The following is a 20947-nucleotide window of genomic DNA, read 5'->3' as shown; positions in this document are numbered from 1 at the left end:
GGAGCCCCCGAATTTATCTCGCGCAAGTCAATGCTTCAATTCTAAAATCTAAAATCTAAAATCTAAAATCTAAAATCGATTGACTACTATCTTTTTATGTCATAAATTTGCTATGAATAGCAAAACTAAACACTAGCGGGGCAAAACCTGTGGGCAAGTTTGATAAAATATTCAATTCAGAAGACCAATCCGAAGCAAGCTTGACTTTAGAAGAATCCGTAGCAGCGGTAGCACTTGTCGCAGCCGAGGCAAATTCCCCTGATACGGATGCTGATATCTTAGAAAGCATACTTTGGGAATCAGAAATATTTGCTGAATACTCGGAAGATGATATGTCAGCAATGTTTCAAAGACTCGCAGGTATTGTCGCCCAAGACGGTTTAGGAGCATTATTTAATACTGCTTGCGAATCTATGCCAGATGAGTTAGTTTTGGATACTTTTGCCATAACCGCAGCAATGTTTGTCGCAGATGGCGAAATATCTCAGAAGCACCAGGCTTTTCTTCAGGAATTCCAGCAAGCATTAGGTGTGGAAGACGAGGAAGCAGCAGAAATTATTGAGGATGTAACTGCTGCTTACTCGGAAGTGGAGGGCGAAGAGTCTGATTTCGATGCGGCATGGTACGTATCTCCTGAAGGCAATTTTAGCGTTCCCATTCCAGTTGACCAGGAACGAGGCGGTAAAATGGATGAGCAAGAAGGCTGTGTCGCATTTTCTGACGACTTTGGCGTTTTGCTGAAAATAGATTATTTCCCTGTTGCTGGTGAAGTGGAAGAAACAATCGAGTCGGTTGGCGAGGAAGGTTATCTCAAGTCTTTTCTCGACAATTTTGTTTCTCAGGCAATTCTTGCTAATGTTCCCAATTCTAAGTTACTCCACGCGGAATATTTAGAAGATGAAGAAGCTTATTTCGTGGTTTTAGATTTGCCGGCGGGTGCAACTATCAGCGTGCAAGAAAACGATGGCCCTCTGACTCGGTTGGATGCTTACCGGGGACTTATGGCTTTTATTGCTGACGATTTTTGCTACACGGTAAGCTGTCAGCGCATTTATCAGGAGGGGGATGAATTGGGTTCCCTGGAGTCTGAAGTTGAGGGAATTATGAACAAGATTTTTGACTTTATTGAGACAATCGAATTCGGGCCGATCGAATAAAGAGGACTTATACCTTTTTCGATTAAAGAATTGGGACTGGTGCGATCGATTGACCGTAAGAACCCGGCCGGGGCGGGTTTTTGAGATTGTCAATTATTGGCGGGTATTGTTGGTGAACCCGCCCCTACCATATTAATGGTAATTGATAGGACATGATATTACAGGTTTTTTTGCAATAAAATAGTGCGATCGACAACAGGGTTTTTTGACCAATTCTCGATCGCACTTCCAGATACATTCAGTCAACCACAGTCGAGAGGCAGCAGCAATTAGCCGCCATTTTCGACTAATTAGTAGTCTGAGCTTCCACCAATCTTTGCTTGAGTTCTTCCAGAGCACTCGCCCAGCGCGGATCTGGCTGCACCGAGCCCGAATCAGCGCTCGACACCGTTGTTGCTGACTGATTGCGGCGAGACTTGTTGTTGTCACCCCGACGGCGATTGCTTTTGCTGGAACCGCCTCCACCTTGACTAGGGGGAGCCGACGAGCGTTGCTGTTGCTGTGGCGCAGGCACAGGCATAGGGACAGACGCCGATGCCGACACCAACTGCGGTGACTGCGGCGACTGCTGCTGATCGTCTTCGCCCTTCTCAGATTTACCCTTAGAGCGGGGCAATGCCTTCTCTATTTTCAGCGGGTTTTCTTTGAACATCAAGCCGTTATATTTCTCAATAACTTGGTCGGCTTGTTCGTCGGTTAGCACCGTCACAAAACCGAATCCTCTGCATTTTCCAGTTTTGCGGTCTGTAATTACCTTGGTGGTAACAGATTCGCCCTCCGGTGCAAAAACTTCTTGCAATTCTTGGCGATCGAGTTCCTTCGGTAGATTGCCAACATAAAGACGAATAGACATGAAAAATTCCTCCCGACTTGGATTTTAATTAATTTGCTCGAACAGAATTACCTGAACTCAACTGAATATTGACTTCAGGCAAACACCACATAACCCGAAAATTGGCGCATTCCTCCCACCAACCTTGACAGCTCCCCCACCTTTTAGAACAAAAAGATGATTTACTCTGATAAGGCCGGAACTTAACCGCCGATGCAGAGAGCTTTTAAATCTCAGGTTGTTGTGTAAACTTTTAGTCATCACTCAAATGTTTAGGCTATTGGCTATTCTGTATTACTTGCTTCCGGTTTTGATTCAGAATGTTTATAGCCAGGGCCGTCTAGAAATTTATGTCCAAGGATGTGTCAATTGCAAGCGATCGGAATGCCAATATTCAGTTTAATACAGTGATGGATAAAATGGCTAACATTTTTTCAGCCAGTAATCTTACCTCGCTCCTCATCTCGCTCCTAATGCTGAGAACTACTCACTTACCCGCTATCCCTTAAATCAGGCCCGGCAGAGTCCGAGCATTCTTTAAAGGTATCACAGCCTTGGTAACAGAGCTAGTTATTTAGGAAGATTTCAGTCTGAATTTAACGGAAACCACATCTGAATCACTTTTGAGAATTCATCCGGCACAGCAAAAATAGCGATCGAAAAAAAACAGCCGACAAGCGGCTGGCTGTACTTGCTGTGTTGGGATGTTGACAATTTTTACGCAATGCCTTAAGGGATTTTAGCCAACTGAAGTTATCGCGCTATTTGGTTCAATCCAATTCATGTAAACTAATGTAACAGGCTGCGGGCAAAAAAGCAACTTTTCTTTACGAAGGAAGTTCGGCAACGGATTTTGTAACGGATGTAACGGATGTAACGGATGTAACGGATAGACTGTAGGGTGCGTAGGGAGAAACTCCAGAATCCGATCGCCAATCCCCTGTTTAACTCAACACCGATCGAGGCTGCGCGTTGAGATCGATTCACCTGAGATGTTGCACCATTCTCAATAAGCTTTTTATGAACAGGCAAGATGCCTGTTCCACAAAGAGTGAATTTTCTTGTGGAACAGGCATCTTGCCTGTTCTTGAGAAAGGTGCAAGATGTGAGATTCACGCCACAATCCGATCGCTATTCCTCACCTTGGGCCCTGGATAATGATGTATGCGCCCCAAAAAGCAGCAGCAAAAGCCAAAATCGCAGACCAAATCGGATGTCCGCTGTCACTCACCCTCCCTCCTTGACTGCGGAGACTTTCAAGGTCGATCGCCACAGTAGCACCCCGGCGCAGCCAACCAGTCGCCACAACAGATTTTCCGATCAAATCGCTAGGGCGAGTAGTCTCTTTGAACAAAAATGGCCACAAAGAGCCAATGTAGCCAAACCTCGAAACATAGTGCAACCTCACCAACCCTGTCGCCGTTTGCAAAATCAAATCTTGTCCCAGCCAATTACTCATACCCGATCGACCTAAAAGTTGCCCTTCCAGCCGCACGGGTTCAGCATCCAGCGGCAAACTATCGGGATTTGACAAAATTTCCGGCAAACTCGGCGAAGCGGTTTCTCGCGGTATAATATCCGGGAAGAAATAATTGATCCGCATCAAAGTACCGATGCTAAATCCGATCGGCAAACAGCCCCAAAGAATAGATCGATCGCCCCAAAGCCAATCCAACTGCCAAATACTCGTCCTCGAAAAAATCCCCCCAATCAGCCAAAGCACCCCGACTATCGCCAAACTCATCGGAATCCCAAAAAACGGCGCACCCTGTAAAAATAGTTTTGAGTCTTTAAATTCGAGTATTGACTTAAACACAGACAATTTTCCTTTCCGGGGCTGTTCTGGCACTCCCGCGTTTGCCAAATCTAACTCTGTCTCCAGTTGCCAGAATTGAGCATAAAGAGCCAACAGCTTCAAACGCTCTCCCAGCAAAGGATGCGCGCGATTAACCGTCAACCAATTGCGCTCGCGATTGCTGACATCCCACAGCAAAATCTGTTCTAGCGGCGCGTGTAATGCAGCAGAACCAAGGGTTACAGCTTGTCCAACACCTACGGGTAACAATAGATCGAAACTTTCGAGGAAAAAGCTAGTTTGTTTTTGCTGTTCGATATTATCAGCAATGCCGATCGCAATTTTACCCAGTGCCCGCGTCAAACCGTTAGGATTACCCGTAATTTCCGCAGCAGTGCGATCGCTAAAATACACTCTGCGGCGCGACAGCCACAACATCGGCCAGCGCAACAACTTATAAATCCCATAACTGGTAGCAGAAATTGCAGCGGCCACAAATTTGACAGCAGAACGCAAAAACTCGATCGTCATTAAATCACACAACCGCTCCTGCCAGTGCGCCACCTGCCAATAAATCAAGTAAGGAATCTGAATCACCAGCAGCGCCAGCGACATCGGCGCAAAATCCCAGTGAGAAATATGGCCCAACTCCCGCGCGAAAATAGTAGCAATTTCCTCATCCGTCAATTGTTCCAACAGCCCCCGACTCACAGCAATCCGAGCAAAACGGGGCAAACCGCCGTAACTGAAAGCTATAGGAACATTCAGCGGCAAGAGTTTCAGCACCGGCACCGGCATATTTTGCTTGGTACAAAAACTTCGCACCACCCGACTAGCTTCTTTGCTGTGCTTGGATAAAACTGACCCGCGCAGAGTTTCGATGCCGCAAAACAGTTTCAGCAGCGCGTCTATCAGCCACGGAGAGGAGGCCAAAAGCAATCCAAAAACCATCTGAACAAACGGAGTTGGATCGCGGTAAAAAAGCTGAATCGGCGCGAAAATAGGCAGTCTACTGAATATGTAAAGCTGAACCAACAGAGAATTAGTGTTTGTCAGCAAGAATTGCAGGATAAACCGGGCTAGGAAAAATAGGGCGATCGCACTTGCAACGGCTTCCACCCTAAACTCCAGCAACTTCAGCGGTTTGAGCGGGCGCGGGCTTTTCGCGCGCCCTGCTTCGCGCCAAGTGAGTTGGTAAGTATCTGGGCTGGCGACTCCGGGAATATCTGTTGGGGAAGCGGAACTATTTTCGCCACTAATTTCTGCGGTATCCGGTGCGGTTTCTGTAGGGGCGGTGCCCCCGTGCCCGCCCTCTGATGTCGGGCGAATCGGCGGTGTGGGGGGTGGATGTGGCGGGGAAATCGGTTGCGATTTGGCGTTCCCAGGCTCTACAGAAGGCTCTAAAGGTAAAAATCCTGTTTTTTTATCGGCGGTCGGTAGATCGCCCCCAGGCGTTTTTTCCGGCGATTTTGTTCCGGCATCAAAGGCGACAAAGCCTGTTTCGGGGGGAGTTTCTGCGGATTTTGGTTGATTTTCCGGTGGTTTTGGGGGGCGAGGGGGGGTTAATTCTGTTAAAGCGCGATCGGCCCAAGTTTTGACTTGAGAGTTGGGACTTTTGGCGAGGGAAGAGCACAGGGCGATCGCCTTTTTCAGATTACCGGTTGCTTTGTACGCACCCACCAACCCCATCTGCGCGCGGATTCCCGACGGCCCATTAGCTGCGGTTTGGGTAACGGATTCTAAAAGGGCGATCGCGGTGGGGTAATCCTGCTGTTTCAAAGCTGCTAGCCCAGCCTCTAGAGACTGTTTTGCAGATGAATCCGCCGGATTTGGATTAGTGGGAGGTGCCATGACTGTGCTTTCGCTAGCGTCCTTTCTAAGATAGCCTAGACCTGAAAATATATCTGTCCTAGATGCAGAAACCGGGTTTTTTAGGAAAATACTGCATTTGACGCTTTAACTAAAGTGAAAAACCCGGTTTCTCAAACCAGGTTTCTTTGGTATTTATGCCTAAGTCATATATATATTAGAGTCCCAACTGCTTTAACAAGTCGTGGCTCTCGGCGTTCTATTTTTTTAAGTTATTCTACTTAAATATCTGGTTCAATTCCTGCCGAGCGCAATTGCTCAGCCAACCTTTCGGCTCTTAATTGAGCTTGTTCATCTCTTGCGCGTTCCTGTTTTCAGACGATTAGCGGAGAAATAAAGTCTTTCCTGAACACTTAAGACAGCCGCAATGATATTAGCTTATTATCGCCTAACAAATACCTGAATTTTCTGCCCTGAAGCTTCTGAATGCCACCCTCTCATATAGATATCCCCTGCGGTAGAAATCTCCTCGCTTTGAGCAGATCCCACAGAAATAATAGCACAAGGCATAAAAGTGTTGTATGGATAAAATCGGTCTTTGGCGCTTGATATATTGTCGACATTAATGTGTTCAATGCGAACCAATTGGTTAGATTTATTCAAAAGAATCCACCAAGGATACTCCATACTTGATAAAGATAGCCCAATATTTTTACATTCCGTTTTTGCTGCTACAAATTTAGCTGCATTTATATAATTATTTTTATCATTCCTAACAGGTCTCAAGTATTGATCTATTCTGTTAGTGTTAAATATATTTTGCTCTCCTAATATCGGCCTAAACTCGTTTAATAAAACATATACTAATGATGTCTGTAGGAGAATTATCATAATAACATTTCCTATATTTTTATAATATTTTGTTGAGAAAACTATACCAATAAATGGGGAAACCAGCACAAAAATAGGTAAGTGCAGGCGACTGTGCCACATTTGCCATTTTATCAGCAAGCAAAATAACAAAAACGAACACAATATAGTTGTTAGATAGCTGACAAGATATTTATTTTTTCTCAAATTGCGACTGCTTAGACACACCACCGCAGCAAGCAATAATAGCCCGAAGTGAATTGGGTTTCCCGCTGTGTCTTCAAAAGTTGGAACGAGGGCTTGCAAATTAAAATCTGTCGCAAATGTATTACGCGGATCATTAATGTCCAAGCCTAGTATTTCGTGGAGTTTATGTATTGCTTTCTCCAGCGCATCGATACTAATAAAATCCAAGGGTATAGCCATGTGCAAGCTAGCATTTTTCACTATACTTGAAATAAAAATAGCGATTCCATAGGCATCAGGACTCCATTTGTATGGATATGTAGAAGTGGGCGCGCCAAATAATTCTATATTCCGGAGATAGTGACCGGAGTTAATCAGCAAAATCACCGCAGCGATCGCAAAAATATGCTTAAAGACTTGTCTGCGATCTCGCTGAAAATCCATCAATACAAACCAGATAAAAAATGGCAGTCCATATATATATCCTGTGCCTTTACTAAAAATAGCAAGTCCCAAACTGGCACTCATTTTCAATATATGATTCCCACTTGTTTTCTCATTTTTTGTCGATACAACATAGTAAACAAAACAAACTAACCAGAAAGCAACTACATACGTATCTTTAGCATTAGATGCGTGGAGAATTCCCACAGGAATAGTTGCACAGACGACAACAGAGAAAACTTGACCCCGCAAATCGCCTCCCAATTGTTTAGCAATCAGCGATACTCCAATTAGACTACCAACCATACTGAACCATTGCACAAGATTTGCGAAGCGATCGCCTCCGCTTAAAATGTGCAAGTGCATCACAGCAAATCCCGACCAAGGAGCACTGTATAACTGTGGCGTGTAGCTTGTCGGATAGTGTTCAACACTGCGGTTTTGTATCCAGTGAACTACGCGCGGCAGATGATAATCCAAAGAGTCCCAGTTGTTAGACGGTGCTACTACAGCAATTAAACCTACTGCCAAAGTTATGAAAGCTACGCAAGTTAAAAGCAGAGTCAAGAAAGGATGTATTTTTATATTCTGAAAATTGACAGATTTTTTTTTAAGTCTTACTTTTCTAACTACAATAAATCCTAATATCAAATCCAGCCACAACCAAAAAGCAAATATTCCACTAAAGTTAAGGAACCTGATTGAACTCAAAAATTCCGTAATTCCAGCTACTAAAACCCCCCATACTATTGCCGTTTCCAAGATGGCAACCCGCCAGCACCTATGAAAGTTATAAAAAATTATAAATATCAAAAGCCCGCAAAGGATTGGAAGAATAATATACATATCAAAACTGTTAACTGGTTGATTTATAAAGTTTTTTAGTTGGGGGCTGGGTGCACTGAGCGCCCAGCCACTTCTTGGTGCGATAGAGGTATTTACGTCATCCTAGCTGTTGGCGATCGGCAATAAACAAGATTGATTGTCGATCGAGGCATCAAAAGAATCAGATCGAACGATCGGCTGCTACGAAATTCCAGGCATTTGAAAGCCTTCTTCACCCCCTTGACAGGGGTAGCATGGCGCATCGTACATTATATACCCCATGCGTAAGCGCTAAAAAAACTTAACCTTGCAGCTTACCGCCCAGATTGTCTCGGCGATGTACCATCAGCCCGCTTCCGACGGATCAGCACGCTCATCACCTGCTTCGGATTCGCCGCACGCTGTACGGGACTCCAATCGCCCACTTCTGCAAATCCCAGCCGGTACAAAGTGAGTATGGTTTCCCGGACACCTTTGGGCGAACCGACAACCGTTAACAGCACCACTTCCTGTTCGCATACTGCTGCTGAGTCGTCATTTGGGCATTGGGATCTGTTGTCGTCAGGCACGAATTCCTGTGACATAATATGTTCTCCTGGTTTTGGGTTTTCTAGAAAAACCCAAAAACCCAGCCGCCCCGCATTTCAAGACATAGCAGGGCGGCTACAGAGAATGTTAAGATTCTCGGAGCCTCCAGACTGCTGATTCCAGTTTGGCGGTTATGCTGTCCATTGCTGCTACCAACAGCTTTGGGCAGTGCAACTAGATTTTTGGGCGACGCGGGCTGCCTCCTCTACAAGCAAAGCAACCTCTCACTTCAAAGCGTAGCCGCAGATGGGGGCCGCCGTCAATCCATTTTGGATTTTAGATTTTGGATTTTGGATTGACAATCGGGATTGAGAGGTTTTGGGCCGGGCTGAGGATTTAGATTTGACGCACCTTACTCGATTAAGCAGGCGGGATTGAGTACAGGGCAGTGCCTTTTTCCTACAAATCTTACAATAAATATCATTGGTAGGGACACAACACTGTTGTGTCCTTTGTCTGTGGTAATGACGGTTTTTGTTAATAACAATCCCGATTTTTTAGAGGATGCGGCAGTGCCCATTGGTGTCAATTTAACGTTAAACCCGCACTTCGAGAGTCCGACAGTCCGACAGGGGTTGAAACCCCTGTCTCAAAGCGAAAGTCCTCTAAAGAGGACTGAGAAAAATACTTTTAAACTCATTAGTCCTCTTTAGAGGACTTTCACTATTAGCCAGGGAATTCATTCCCTGGCGGACTGGCGGACTAAGAGATTAAGTTGACACTAATGGGCAATGCCGTTTCCCTACAAACCAACTATCCCCCTCACTCCTCGCTAACAGCCAAACCCGAAACCACAGGGGCGATCGCATTTAACTTCAACACAGGATGATCCCCTTCCACTTGTCGGCAATTCCACTCATTCCTAAACAGCAAAACCGGCCTTCCCCAAGTATCTTTCACCGTCACCGTATTAAACAGCCGCCCAACTTTTTCCAGCGCCTCCCAACCGCCGTCAACCCAACGAGCTACACTGTAAGGCAACATATCGATCGTCGTTTCCACATTATATTCCGACTGCATTCTGAACTGCACAACTTCAAATTGCAACTGTCCGACAGCCGCCAAAATTGGCTCGCGTTTCGACTCATCAACCGAGTACATAATTTGCACTGCGCCTTCTTCCTGCAACTCAGAAACGCCTTTGCGGAACTGCTTAAACTTAGAAGGATTGGGATTTCTCAAAAAAGCAAAAAGTTCAGGAGAAAAACAGGGTATCCCTTCATATTCCAGTTTTTGGCCGGTGTAAATAGTATCGCCGATCGCAAATACCCCCGGATTGTTCAAACCAATCACATCGCCCGGATAAGCAACCTCGATCGACTCGCGATCCTGAGCAAATAACTTTTGAGGTCTTGACAAACGCACCGTTTTACCACTGCGAGCGTGAGTCACGTTCATGTCCTTTTCAAACTTGCCCGTACAAACCCGAATAAAGGCAACGCGATCGCGGTGTCGCGGGTCCATATTCGCTTGCAATTTAAACACAAACCCGGTAAAGTCTTCATAAGTTGGCGGCAAATCTCCGGCGCTGCTCTTGCGGGCGATCGGCTTCATAGCGTAATCTAAAAACGCATCTAAAAACAATTCGACCCCAAAATTGCTCATCGCGCTGCCAAAGAAAACTGGTGTCATTTTTCCAGCCCGAACCAAGTCTAAATCGAGTTCAGTTCCCAACTCATCCAGCAGTTCTAACTCTTCTTTGAGCTGATAGTAAAGGTCTTGTTCCAACAAATCTTCAATGCGCGGATCGCCCAATTCGATGACGGTATCAACAGCAGCACGAGAACCGTGTTTAGCCCGCTCGAATAAGTGAATTTTGCGCGCCCTGCGATCGAAAACACCTTTAAAACGATCGCCCGTACCTATGGGCCAATTTACCGGATAAGTCTGCAACCCCAATTCCTTCTCAATTTCGTCCAACAAATCCAAAGGTTCTCTGCTAGGGCGATCGAGCTTATTAAAGAAAGTAAAAATAGGCAGACTTCGCAGCTTACAAACTTCAAATAACTTCCGAGTTTGCGGTTCCAAACCCTTAGCAGCATCCTCAAGCATCACCGCATTGTCAGCCGCCGCCAGAGTTCGATAAGTATCTTCGCTAAAATCTTGGTGTCCCGGAGTATCGAGCAGATTAATGTGATATTTTTTATACTCAAACTGCAAAACAGTAGAAGTAATAGAAATTCCCCGCTGCTGTTCCATCGCCATCCAGTCAGACGTAGCGTGTCGCTGAGCCCGCCGCGCTTTCACAGAACCTGCTTCGTGAATTGCACCTCCGTACAGCAGCAGCTTTTCTGTCAAAGTAGTTTTTCCCGCGTCGGGGTGCGAGATAATAGCAAAGTTGCGCCGGCGCTCAACAGCAGTTAGCAGTTCAGTTTCGAGTTCTGTTGTCATCAAAAAAAATCCGTAAGTGGGAACTCAGTCCCTTTAGGGCTGAGAGGGAAACGGCTCGGCGGTTTCAACCGCCGTGAATCTTTCCATTACAGGGGGATTGCTTAATTCGGTGTACTTTTGTAATGTACTTTCAGTGGGACAATTACCACCTCAAACCTCGCAACCCGCTCACGCATAATGTTTGCTCTTTCGAGCCTCCCTTTCGGGGTAATGTTCGCCTCGCCAAGGTTATAAGAGCTTGTTAGGCTTGCAACACTGTTTCAGTGACCTTAAAACTGTTTAATTGCAAGCGACAGAGCAGGGAACTGGCGTCGCATTCGCCTGGTGTCGTGACTCAAATAACGTAGTCAATTAAGACTTAGGCTGGTCAGTACAGCTTGCTTGATTACTCTTACAAGCTCAGTCCCTTTAGGGCTGGGTTACTGACCACAAATTAGGTAGGGGAATCATCACCCGATCGCCATTATAGCCTGTGCTACAGTTGCTATTAAAGGTAAAATTATCACTAAAGTCAAGGAACAAAAATAATATGTACGACTCCGACAAGCGAAAGCTGCTATCACTGGTGTGCCACGGGGCGATTTTTTTCAGCACGTTACTGTTCTCGATCGGAGCGCCGATCGCTGTATTGTTAGTATCAGATGACCCCGTTGTCAAAGAAAACGCCACAGAAGCCATCAATTTTCACTTTAATGTATGGCTGTACGCTCTGATTCTGGTGCCGCTATCTTTTTTGACATTGGGTTTGGCTGGCTTAATCGGTTTCGTACTACACTGGGGACTGACAATAATGGCTATTCTCCACATTTTGCAAGATCCTAACCAACCTTACCGCTACCCTTTTATTTTCCGAATAGTTTAGACAACGAATCGCGCTTCACTATCTATTTCAAAAACCCGATTTTTTGAAAAAACCGGGTTTTTAATTATTTTATAACTCAAGACGCTTGGGTTAGTGCTAAAAAAACAGATCGTGCGTAGGTTGGGCACGAGTGAACGAACCCTCCGTTTTACTCCGCCCAACATTTTCGCTATAATTTTCCACGGGCCCAAGCGTATTGAATTATCGAAAGCTTTTTAACCATTCATATTTGGCGTTACCATAGGCTTCTCTTGCCAGCAATCCGTCTGCACCGCGTCTGGATCGCTATAATCGCCATCGCGATAATATCTTTGAGTAAGTGTGCTTTACTTCTTTCTATTCTTGGGCCCTTCAAACTGGCAAAATGTTCTAAAAAACTGGCATTTCAAATATTCATTGAAGACCAGGAATCTGTTTGTTTTTGTTGGAAACTTACAGCTTTACTAAAACCTATTGCCCTTGATATTCCCACTAAAATACAACAAAATACATTGAAATTTAGTCGGATTTAACTGTAGCATATTTTGCGTTAAAGTTAAGATGCGTTTAGCCTGCGCCGGGAGGGTGACATAATGTCTAAGGCTCCATCTAACAATAGTCCGGACAGTTTTCAATCACTAACGGCAGAATGCGGGTTTCAACCTTCTCAGTGAGGTCAAATGCTAACGGTAGAATGAGGGTTTCAGCCTCGGTCTCAAAAACTGTCCGGAGTATTGATCTAAGGAATGAGAATTAAATAACTTACACAAGTTTGTGGGGAGTAGGGGATGGGCGTCCCGCCCGCCCTTTTTGGACGGGCGGGACGCCCATCCCACCATAACAATTAAAATTGTAAGTTATTTAATTCGCGATCCTAAATACGTGACTCGATATGCCGAAGTATCGCCATTTGTAGTGAGCAAGGCTTCATATTGCTCCCAGTTAACGCGATCGGTAATGTAGTGGCATTCAGGATCTTGGCGTTGGATCCCTTGTTGGTCAAGTAGCGCGTTGAGCTCGCTTGTGAACATTAGTATTACCTGCTTTAGGTGGTCTTCATTCTAATTTACTGAAGGCGATCGCACAAATGTCTATCCTCCTCCTTCACATCGGCATTTGTTCGCAAATAATCGCGCACGCGATCGCAACCATCAGCCAACAAATCCACTTTCAAAACTCGCTCCACATTCCACAAAATCAGCGTATTATCCTCACCGACAGAAGCCACAAACGATCCATCCCCACTATACGCTACCCCCCGAATCGCCGCAGAGTTACCTCGGATCGTCGTTAATTCCGTACCGTCAAGCTTCCAAAACTTCAGCGTATTGTCTACACTACCAGAAGCAATAATATTACCATCCGGGCTAAACGCCACCCCCCATACCGCGGCGAGATGACCTTCCAGAGTTCTCAGTAACTTACCATCCACAGTCCAAAGCTTAATCGTATTGTCCCCGCTGCCAGAAGCCAGAAATTTACCGTCAGGGCTAAATGCCACCCTCCACACAGCAGCAGTATGAGCTTTAAAAGTTCTCACCAAAGTACCATCAAGCTTCCACAGCTTCACAGTACCATCCCCCCCTGCCGAGGCAATTAGCTGACCGTCAGGGCTAAATAACACCTGCCAAATAGGAGCATGATGTCCTGTCATAATAGTACGCAATAAAGTACCATCGGGCCGCCAAAGCTTGATAGTATTATCTTGACTTCCAGAAGCAAGAATTTGACCGTCAGGACTGAAAGCCAATGCAAAAACCGTAGTGTTATGACCTACCAAAGTTGCGATCGCTTTTCCGTTTCGAGCCCAGATAGTCACCTTATTATCAATTCTGCCAGAAGCAATTAACTTGCCATCGCCACTCATGGCAACAGCATAAATCGCAGCCTTTTCGAGATCGAAAGTCGCCAGCAATTTGCCTTGCCGACTCCAAAGCTTAGTCGTGCCATCCTCGCTGCCTGTAGCAATTGTAGAACTATCCGAACTCAGTGCGATCGCCCAAATCCCGGCTTTATGTGCAGTAATCATCGTCCGCAATGGATTTTGACGCCACAGCCGCACCGTGTTTTCTGCACCCGCCGAAGCAATAAAACTGCCATCCGGGCTCCAAGCTATCCCCCAAATCGAGGCAGTGTGACCTCTAAATGTCGTCCGTTCTGTTCCGTCAAGATTCCAGAGTTTTACAGTTTGATCCCGACTTGCAGAAGCAAGAGTCTGACCATCTGGACTGAAAACAACTCCCGATACTACAGCAGAATGACCTTCAAGCGTTCGTAGGGGCAGCGCCCCCGTGCCTGGCCCATTAACTGTCCAGAGTTTCACCGTTTTGTCTCCACTTGCTGAAGCCACAATCTGACCGTCTGGACTAAACGCCGCTGCAGATACCACAGAAGTATGACCCCGGAAAGTTCGTAGGGGCAGTGCCCCCGTGCCTGCCCCGTCTTTGTTCCAGAGTTTCACCGTTTTATCGCCACTTGCCGTAACAATAGTCTGACCGTCTGGACTGAAAGCCACTGAGGATACCCCAGCAGTATGACCCCGGAAAGTTCGTAGGGGCAGTGCCCCCGTGCCTGCCCCGTCTTTATTCCAGAGTTTCACCGTTTTGTCCATGCTGGCAGAGGCAATTGTTTGACCGTCGGGACTAAACGCCACTGTCCAGATACCAGCAGTATGACCCTGAAAAGTTCGTAGGGGCAGTGCCCCCGTGCCTGCCCTATCGAGTTTCCAAAGTTTTACAGTTCCATCATCACTTCCAGAAGCAATAAACTGACCGTCCGGGCTAAATTTGACAGACCGAACGATCGCCTGATGACCTTTGAGTGTTGCTATTTCCGTTCCGTCCCGCCGCCACAGTTTAATAGTTTTATCCACACTTGTTGAAGCAATAAACTTACTGTCCCGACTAATATCAATTCCAATAGCAGCCGCTTTATGTCCCGATAAACGGTTGTATTCATCCCCTTCATAAACCGCTTGACGCAATACATTGATCACTCGATGTTCAATATTTTTATCCGTCTTGCCTAAACTTTGTAGTCGGCGCTTAGCTTTAATTGCTGCTATTAGTGCATCCAATCGGCGATTAGAGGCAAACAGCCCCTCCGAGGAAGAAACCAGCGCTTCAATTTCACTCATCCGAGCTTCGCGCTCACTAATAACGGCTCGGCGATACTGAAAATAACTTGTTACTCCTAAAGCACCGGCAATCAGCAGTGCAATACTAACAGAAAATAGTAAGCGCCTCTGTCGTTTCGCTGCTTTTTTTTCTTGAATTAATCGCATTTGTTCCTCTGCCAGCCGCGCTTCCACTTCTTTGGTGCGTTCTGCTTCTAAAGCTTGTTGAACTTCTCGCCTATCTAGTTCGGCACTAGCAGCTAAGAACTGATAGTCAAGGTTACTCAAGCTTTTTTCCTGTGCCCAGATTTGACCATCTTTTAAGGCTTGTCCCCGCAAAAGTCGGGAAAAATCTGTTTGTTGTGAAGCAACCCAAGCATCGAAGGTTTGGGAGTAGGGGCGCAGTTGCCCTAATTGCTTCTCTACCCATTCGAGGTTAAAAACTTCAGCATAAATCCTGTTTCTCACCTGCAAATAACCATTTTTTTTGACAACTAATCCCGATAATAATAGTTCAATTTGTTCTGGTGAGTCATCAGTTGATACCCCTCCCGCTCTTTTGCTCAAAGGTAAAAATCTTTCATTTCCTTGTAGGGGCAATTCTCCTGTAGTTGCCCGATAAAGATTTGGGTCAGGCACGGGGGTACTGCCCCTATAGTCCTCTTCAAAGTCCCACAATGAAACAGAACCGCTGGTTAAGAGGGGGTTAGATTGTAAAATTTGCTGGTAGATGCCGAGTAATCTGCCCGCGCGTTGTTCGTTGCGAATAATCCGCTCCTTTATGGTTTTTAAATGTTCCGGCTCATCCTGAGATTCCCATTTATTGATGATATTTTGTCGCACTAAACGAGCTACCCAAAACTCTTCTGTTCCGGCGGGAATTGTTACTACTTTTTGCGGTGTAGTTTGAGTTGCTATGTAGGCTAAATAGCACAGTTTTTGCGTAAGAAATGGCTGCCCAGAAGTCCAAGCCAATATCTGTGTGAGAATAGCTTGAGAATTATTGACTACACTTGCCAATCCAGCCGCCAATGGCTGGGCTTCTTCGAGTTCAAAACCTCGTAAGTTTATGGCGCGACCAATATTAAAAGGCGTTCGTTTTTTATCAACAATTAAATCGCTAGGGGTTGCTACTCCAAATATTGCAAAAGTAATGCGATTATATTCTGGATTAATTGAGCGTTGATTATAGCAAAAGCGAATTAGGGCAAAAAAATCATCGACAGGGAACTCTAGACTGAGAACACTGTCAATTTCATCAATAAATATAATAATTTTTTGTTCAGGAAACTTGGCTAACAAAATATCTTCAATAAAATGACTCAATCTTTGCAGAAATGATACATCTTCTTCATCACGCCACCAGGTTTTTAGGTTAACTTGCCCTAAAAGATTGAAGCCGCGCCACAGTTCACCAATCATCCCTTTATACCACTGTAAAGGAGTGATATTTTCACTGCCGATGCGGGTCATATCGATCGTGCTACATAGGAAATTTTCTGCTTGCAATCGGTGCAGGCTGCGGACTAATAGGGAAGATTTTCCCATTTGCCGCGAATTGAGCACATAACAAAATTCGCCTGCTTTTAAGGCTTCATAGAGTTCGGAATCTGCTTCTCTTACCACATAAGTAGGCGCATCGTTAGCGAGACTGCCACCGATTTGGTATGTAACCTTGGTCATGCCGTTTATGAGTTGGTTTAAAGGTGAAAGTTGACTATAACAAGAGGCAGTGTGAGCGTTATTTTTGTCACCATCTCTACTGAATTATAATCCCTCGGTAAAATTTAGGTTTCCCAAGGAGTTGTTCTTATAATAAATTGACAAAGTAACAACTAGAAGTTATTATACAATATAGCCTAATGTTGTCAATTTATATTGACATTTAAATTAACAGCAAACAAGGAGAATCAATATGCTCATTCAAGAACAACCAGCACAGTCTAAACAAATGACCCTAGACGAGTTTCTGGACTGGTATCCAGAGGGTCAAGGTCGCTTTGAACTACATGATGGAGCCGTTATTGAAATGCAAGCAACTGGAACACACGAACAGGTGGGGGGTTTCCTAGCCCTTGAAGTGGGAGTAGAAATTAAACGTTTGGCTTTGCCCTATTTCATTCCCCGCCAAGGAATTATTAAGGCTATTGATTCTGATAAGTCTGGCTACAGCCCAGATGTGATGGTGTTAGATTGGCAACAAATCGAAACGGAACCGATGTGGAAAAAGCGCTCGACTATTACCAGAGGTGAAACTATCCGTTTAGTCATCGAAATCGTGAGTACAAATTGGCAAGATGACTACTTAATAAAGTTAGCAGAATATGAAAAATTGGCAATTCCTGAATACTGGATTGTCGATTATTTGGGGTTGGGGGGAAGAAGATATATTGGCAACCCCAAGCAACCAACTATTTCCGTTTATCAGTTAGTTGATGGTGAGTATGTAGTTAATCAGTTTAGAGGTGATGATGTGGTGCGATCGCTTGCATTCCCAGATTTAAACTTAACGGCAAAACAGATTTTTCAGGTGGGGCAATAACTAACTAAAGTTGTGCGAACCAAAATATAGGCGGTACAACTCGCAGCTTAGCGTACAGCGGTTGTTATCGATATGAATCAGGCCCATACTAAATAATTTAGAAGCTACTATCGGATCTAATTCCACTCCGTGTTCCGATTTTACCACTTGTTTAAGTGCAAGCGCAAGTTCGGGATACTCTTGCAATGTTGCCCAAAAACTCCGCAAGTAATCTTTATAAATTCCCGCGATTGTCGGAGCTTCTTGTAGTAGCTGATCTAGCCTTACACTGTTTTGACAGAGGTGGTAAAGAGCGAGCCGCACCAGATAAGGATGTCCCCCCACCATTGCCATCAGTCGCTCGGCATCGGAACCCTCTGTCCAATCCAGTCCGTGACGCTGCGCTAAAGCAAGTATCTGCTCTTCTGTAAAATAGGGCAATTGCAGCGGTAAACCGACATTAAAAGGCGATTCAGTGAGCTTTAAAGGAATATAAATTTCTGTGGAGTGAAGAACGATTAACCGCAGTTTTCCCAAAGTTTCAATCCGCTTTGCTTCTTCATGCCAGCTTCGCAGCAGCGGCAAAAATTCTCTGGCAATTTTGGGATACTCAAAAATTCTATTTACTTCATTTAAAGCTAACACAAGAGGGGTACTTATTTGTGCTAATATATATTGTTGCAAATAGATAGTGCAGCTTACTTTGCTACCCATGTCTTCATCCCAATAATCATCTAATAGAGGTGGTAATTCTAGGTGACGGCTGATGTTGGCACAAAACCAGCGTAAAAATTTATCGATATTGGCTAAGACAGCTTCCTCGGCTTGCTGAAAATCTAAACTTACAGTTCGATAGTCAAGAGAAGTCGCGCGCTCTAAAATGCGTAGCAGAAGGGAACTTTTTCCCATCTTCCTGGGAGCTTTAATCCGCAGCACACTTCCTGGTTTGGCAATCTCTCGATAGGCGAGTTCTTCAATTAGCGGGTGATGGATATAAAATGGCGAACCGAGGGGCACGGGAGATCCGGGAAATTCTAAAGGTGTGGCTAGGCATTGGCTGCGGGTGAATGCTTCAATTAATTCTCGTTCCTCTGTGGTCAGGGAACGTGATTCTACACAAGAGCGAAAATTTGATTTACTAATAGATGTCTGCAAGATTTGAGAGAGAGATTGCCACAAGGATGAGGCGATGTTTCTCAGGTAATGCTCTCCGTAATGAGAGGCAGATGCGATACTTGTATAAGTCTTTCCTTCCCAAACTTGGCGGAGTATGATTTCTTGTACGGGATATAAATCTTTTTGTAATCGGACACGAGTTAGCTGTAGTACCTCATCTATCGTCATAATTTGCAATTATCCCGTCAGTGTATCGTTGATATTATCACTTATAATTGACTGTAAAGCTGAGAGCGATCGCCTATTGGATTGCCACACGCTCCTGTCGCGACATTTTTCATGGGGTAATTGGTCACATCGGTTAAATCTCTCCCGAAGAGTATCACTATCAATAATCAAGAATTCCCTCGCGCGGTGGGGGCGGGTGTATTTAACCTGTCTGCACTCTTCAAGGGTACAAGAGTGAACCCATCTCTACAGGTTTTTGAGAATGGTTCTCTTCGTTAAGTTAAATTCGTGACATCCGTTAAATCTGGTGATTTCCCCGTTGCCTGACCGATCGCTGAGTGCTATAACCTAATTTCAATGGGCGCTGGCGCTCCTACTGGAAAGGAATCTGTGCTCAGTTTTTCTTGATCGTTGGCCAAAATGTCATGTCGGTGTCACAGTTGATAGTGAAGGCAGAATTAAAAATGTGACAGTTGACTTTGCTAAAGCTTAGTCGATTGATGTTAAGTTAATTAACAGTAGTTTCAGCTCGCTGCATTTACTGCTCACAAGTGTTAAGTCCCAAACTCTAATTATTATTGGGGGGCTAGCATTTTTTTTAATACTCCTGTAACCACCTCTAAAAAATATTAGCAAATAACCGAGTTGTTTGAGGCAAATGGTTCATAAAATGTTTCCAAATTATTTTATTCCTCACGGCCATTGCTACTTGTGGAAGCCTGGATTGGTGGGGCTACACGTTTTGTCCGATGGTTTGATAGCCGTCGCTTATTTTTTGATACCGCTCACGCTGATTTATATTGTCAAAAAGCGGCAAGACGTGCCTTTTGACTGGGTTTTCATGCTGTTTGGCTCTTTTATTATCTGCTGCGGGATTACCCATATTATGGAAATATGGACGCTGTGGCATCCTAATTATTGGTTCTCTGGTTTTCTTAAAGGGATTACTGCGCTGATTTCGCTATGTACAGCAGCAGTGCTGGTGGAACTAATCCCAAAAATCTTGGCGATTCCCAGTCCCGCTCAATTGGCGGTGGCAAATAGGGCTTTACAAAAGGAGATTGGCGATCGCAAACAAGCTCAAGAAGCACTCTCGGAATTAATGCTAGAATTGGAAAAACGGGTTATTGAGAGGACGATCGCTTTAGAAGTTGCTAATGAACGTTTGCAACAGGAAAATCGCGATCGCTCTTTGGCGGAAAATTCATTGCGGCACTCGGAAGCTAAACTGCTAGAACAAACTCAGCATTTAGAGAACGCTCTGCAACAACTTAAAGGCGCTCAAGCTCAACTCGTGCAAACTGAAAAAATGTCGTCTTTGGGGCAAATGGTAGCTGGGGTTGCCCACGAAATAAATAACCCTGTTAACTTCATTTATGGCAATCTGATTCCGGCTGAGGAATACATTAAAGATATTTTGGAATTGATTAAGGCTTATCAAGTTTATTACCCCACTCCTGCACCGGAAATTGTAGACAAGATTAACAGAATTGATTTAGGTTTTATTTTAGAAGACCTGCAAAAACTTTTTCGTTCGATCCAAATTGGCGCAGAGCGAATTAGGGAAATTGTTAAGTCTTTACGAACTTTCTCCCGGTTAGACGAAGCCGAAATGAAAAAAGTAAATATCCATGAAGGGCTCGATAGCACTTTAATGATTTTGCAGCACCGCTTGAAAGAACAACCAAACCGTCCACCTATCCAAGTGATTAAAGAGTATGGAGATGTGCCAGCATTGCAATGCTACGCTGGGCAGCTTAACCAAGTATTTATGAATATTTGTTCAAATGCTATTGATGCTTTAGAACAGATTGTACAGGAGGGATATTCGACCAACGGCTATTGGGAAAATAATTTATCTGACAACTTACAAAACACCTATTGCCCACTGCTAAAAATTCGCCTCCGCACCCTTTTAGTTGATGGCAAGTGGGTGCAGATTCACATTGCGGATAATGGCACTGGCATAGATTATGATGCGATCGCTAAAATTTACGATCCATTTTATACAACGAAACCTATCGGTGCTGGTACCGGGCTGGGTTTGGCGATTTCTTATCAGATTATTCAAGCCCATGAAGGTTATTTGCGCTGCACTTCCGAGGTTGGGAGAGGTACGGAGTTTATTATTGAAATTCCTTTGCGCTCGCAATTTGGCGAGCGCCACCATCTGCACAAGCAAGCTGTTATGAACAAGCGGGGTTTAGGCGTTAATAAATAATGCTGAAT

Annotated in this window: 12 protein-coding genes; 4 read left to right on the top strand and 8 right to left on the bottom strand. The window is 44.8% G+C overall.

What is annotated here, in order from left to right:
* Window positions 1–149: 149 nt before the first annotated feature.
* Window positions 150–1157 carry a tellurite resistance TerB family protein gene (locus QUA00_RS18410; RefSeq protein WP_333410667.1) on the top strand — a complete coding sequence of 336 codons (1008 nt, stop codon included), beginning with the start codon at window positions 150–152 and terminating at the stop codon, window positions 1155–1157.
* A 286-nt stretch (window positions 1158–1443) separates the two neighbouring features.
* On the opposite strand, the gene QUA00_RS18405 is transcribed toward QUA00_RS18410, so the two are convergent.
* The 5 genes from QUA00_RS18405 to prfC form a co-directional block, all read right to left on the bottom strand.
* A complete protein-coding gene (locus QUA00_RS18405) occupies window positions 1444–2010 on the bottom strand; it encodes an RNA-binding protein (protein ID WP_333146347.1) in 567 nt (188 codons plus the stop codon).
* Between the two features lie 1117 nt (window positions 2011–3127).
* Entirely contained in the window at window positions 3128–5635 is a 2508-nt protein-coding gene (locus QUA00_RS18400) for a zinc metalloprotease HtpX (RefSeq protein ID WP_333410665.1), read from the bottom strand.
* A gap of 399 nt (window positions 5636–6034) precedes the next feature.
* Window positions 6035–7939 carry a glycosyltransferase family 39 protein gene (locus QUA00_RS18395; protein WP_333410663.1) on the bottom strand — a complete coding sequence of 635 codons (1905 nt, stop codon included), beginning with the start codon at window positions 7937–7939 and terminating at the stop codon, window positions 6035–6037.
* Between the two features lie 293 nt (window positions 7940–8232).
* A complete protein-coding gene (locus QUA00_RS18390; RefSeq protein ID WP_333395752.1) occupies window positions 8233–8502 on the bottom strand; it encodes a hypothetical protein in 270 nt (89 codons plus the stop codon).
* 766 nt (window positions 8503–9268) lie between these two features.
* On the bottom strand, window positions 9269–10897 hold the full coding sequence (gene prfC, locus QUA00_RS18385) for a peptide chain release factor 3 (protein WP_333146331.1): 1629 nt from the start codon (window positions 10895–10897) through the stop codon (window positions 9269–9271).
* A 529-nt stretch (window positions 10898–11426) separates the two neighbouring features.
* On the opposite strand from prfC, the gene QUA00_RS18380 reads away from it, so the two are divergent.
* Window positions 11427–11759, top strand: a complete 333-nt coding sequence (locus tag QUA00_RS18380; protein ID WP_333146328.1) for a DUF4870 domain-containing protein — start codon at window positions 11427–11429, stop codon at window positions 11757–11759.
* Window positions 11760–12595: 836 nt separating this feature from the next.
* On the opposite strand, the gene QUA00_RS18375 is transcribed toward QUA00_RS18380, so the two are convergent.
* A complete protein-coding gene (locus QUA00_RS18375; RefSeq protein ID WP_333146037.1) occupies window positions 12596–12769 on the bottom strand; it encodes a hypothetical protein in 174 nt (57 codons plus the stop codon).
* Between the two features lie 35 nt (window positions 12770–12804).
* On the bottom strand, window positions 12805–16536 hold the full coding sequence (locus QUA00_RS18370) for a WD40 domain-containing protein (protein ID WP_333410660.1): 3732 nt from the start codon (window positions 16534–16536) through the stop codon (window positions 12805–12807).
* Between the two features lie 232 nt (window positions 16537–16768).
* On the opposite strand from QUA00_RS18370, the gene QUA00_RS18365 reads away from it, so the two are divergent.
* Entirely contained in the window at window positions 16769–17395 is a 627-nt protein-coding gene (locus tag QUA00_RS18365; RefSeq protein ID WP_333309320.1) for a Uma2 family endonuclease, read from the top strand.
* On the opposite strand, the gene QUA00_RS18360 is transcribed toward QUA00_RS18365, so the two are convergent.
* Window positions 17396–18718: an AAA-like domain-containing protein gene (locus QUA00_RS18360; protein ID WP_333410658.1), complete on the bottom strand. Its 1323-nt coding sequence runs from the start codon at window positions 18716–18718 to the stop codon at window positions 17396–17398. It lies immediately after the preceding gene.
* Window positions 18719–19388: 670 nt separating this feature from the next.
* Between QUA00_RS18360 and QUA00_RS18355 the strand changes: the two genes are divergently transcribed.
* Window positions 19389–20939 (top strand): ATP-binding protein, encoded by a 1551-nt coding sequence (locus tag QUA00_RS18355; RefSeq protein WP_333289010.1) that lies wholly within the window; start codon window positions 19389–19391, stop codon window positions 20937–20939.
* Window positions 20940–20947: the final 8 nt, after the last annotated feature.

The sequence above is a fragment of the Microcoleus sp. T2B6 genome (genome assembly GCF_036700475.1).
GTDB lineage: Bacteria > Cyanobacteriota > Cyanobacteriia > Cyanobacteriales > Microcoleaceae > Microcoleus.
This window is presented reverse-complemented; position numbering and strand designations above follow the sequence as displayed.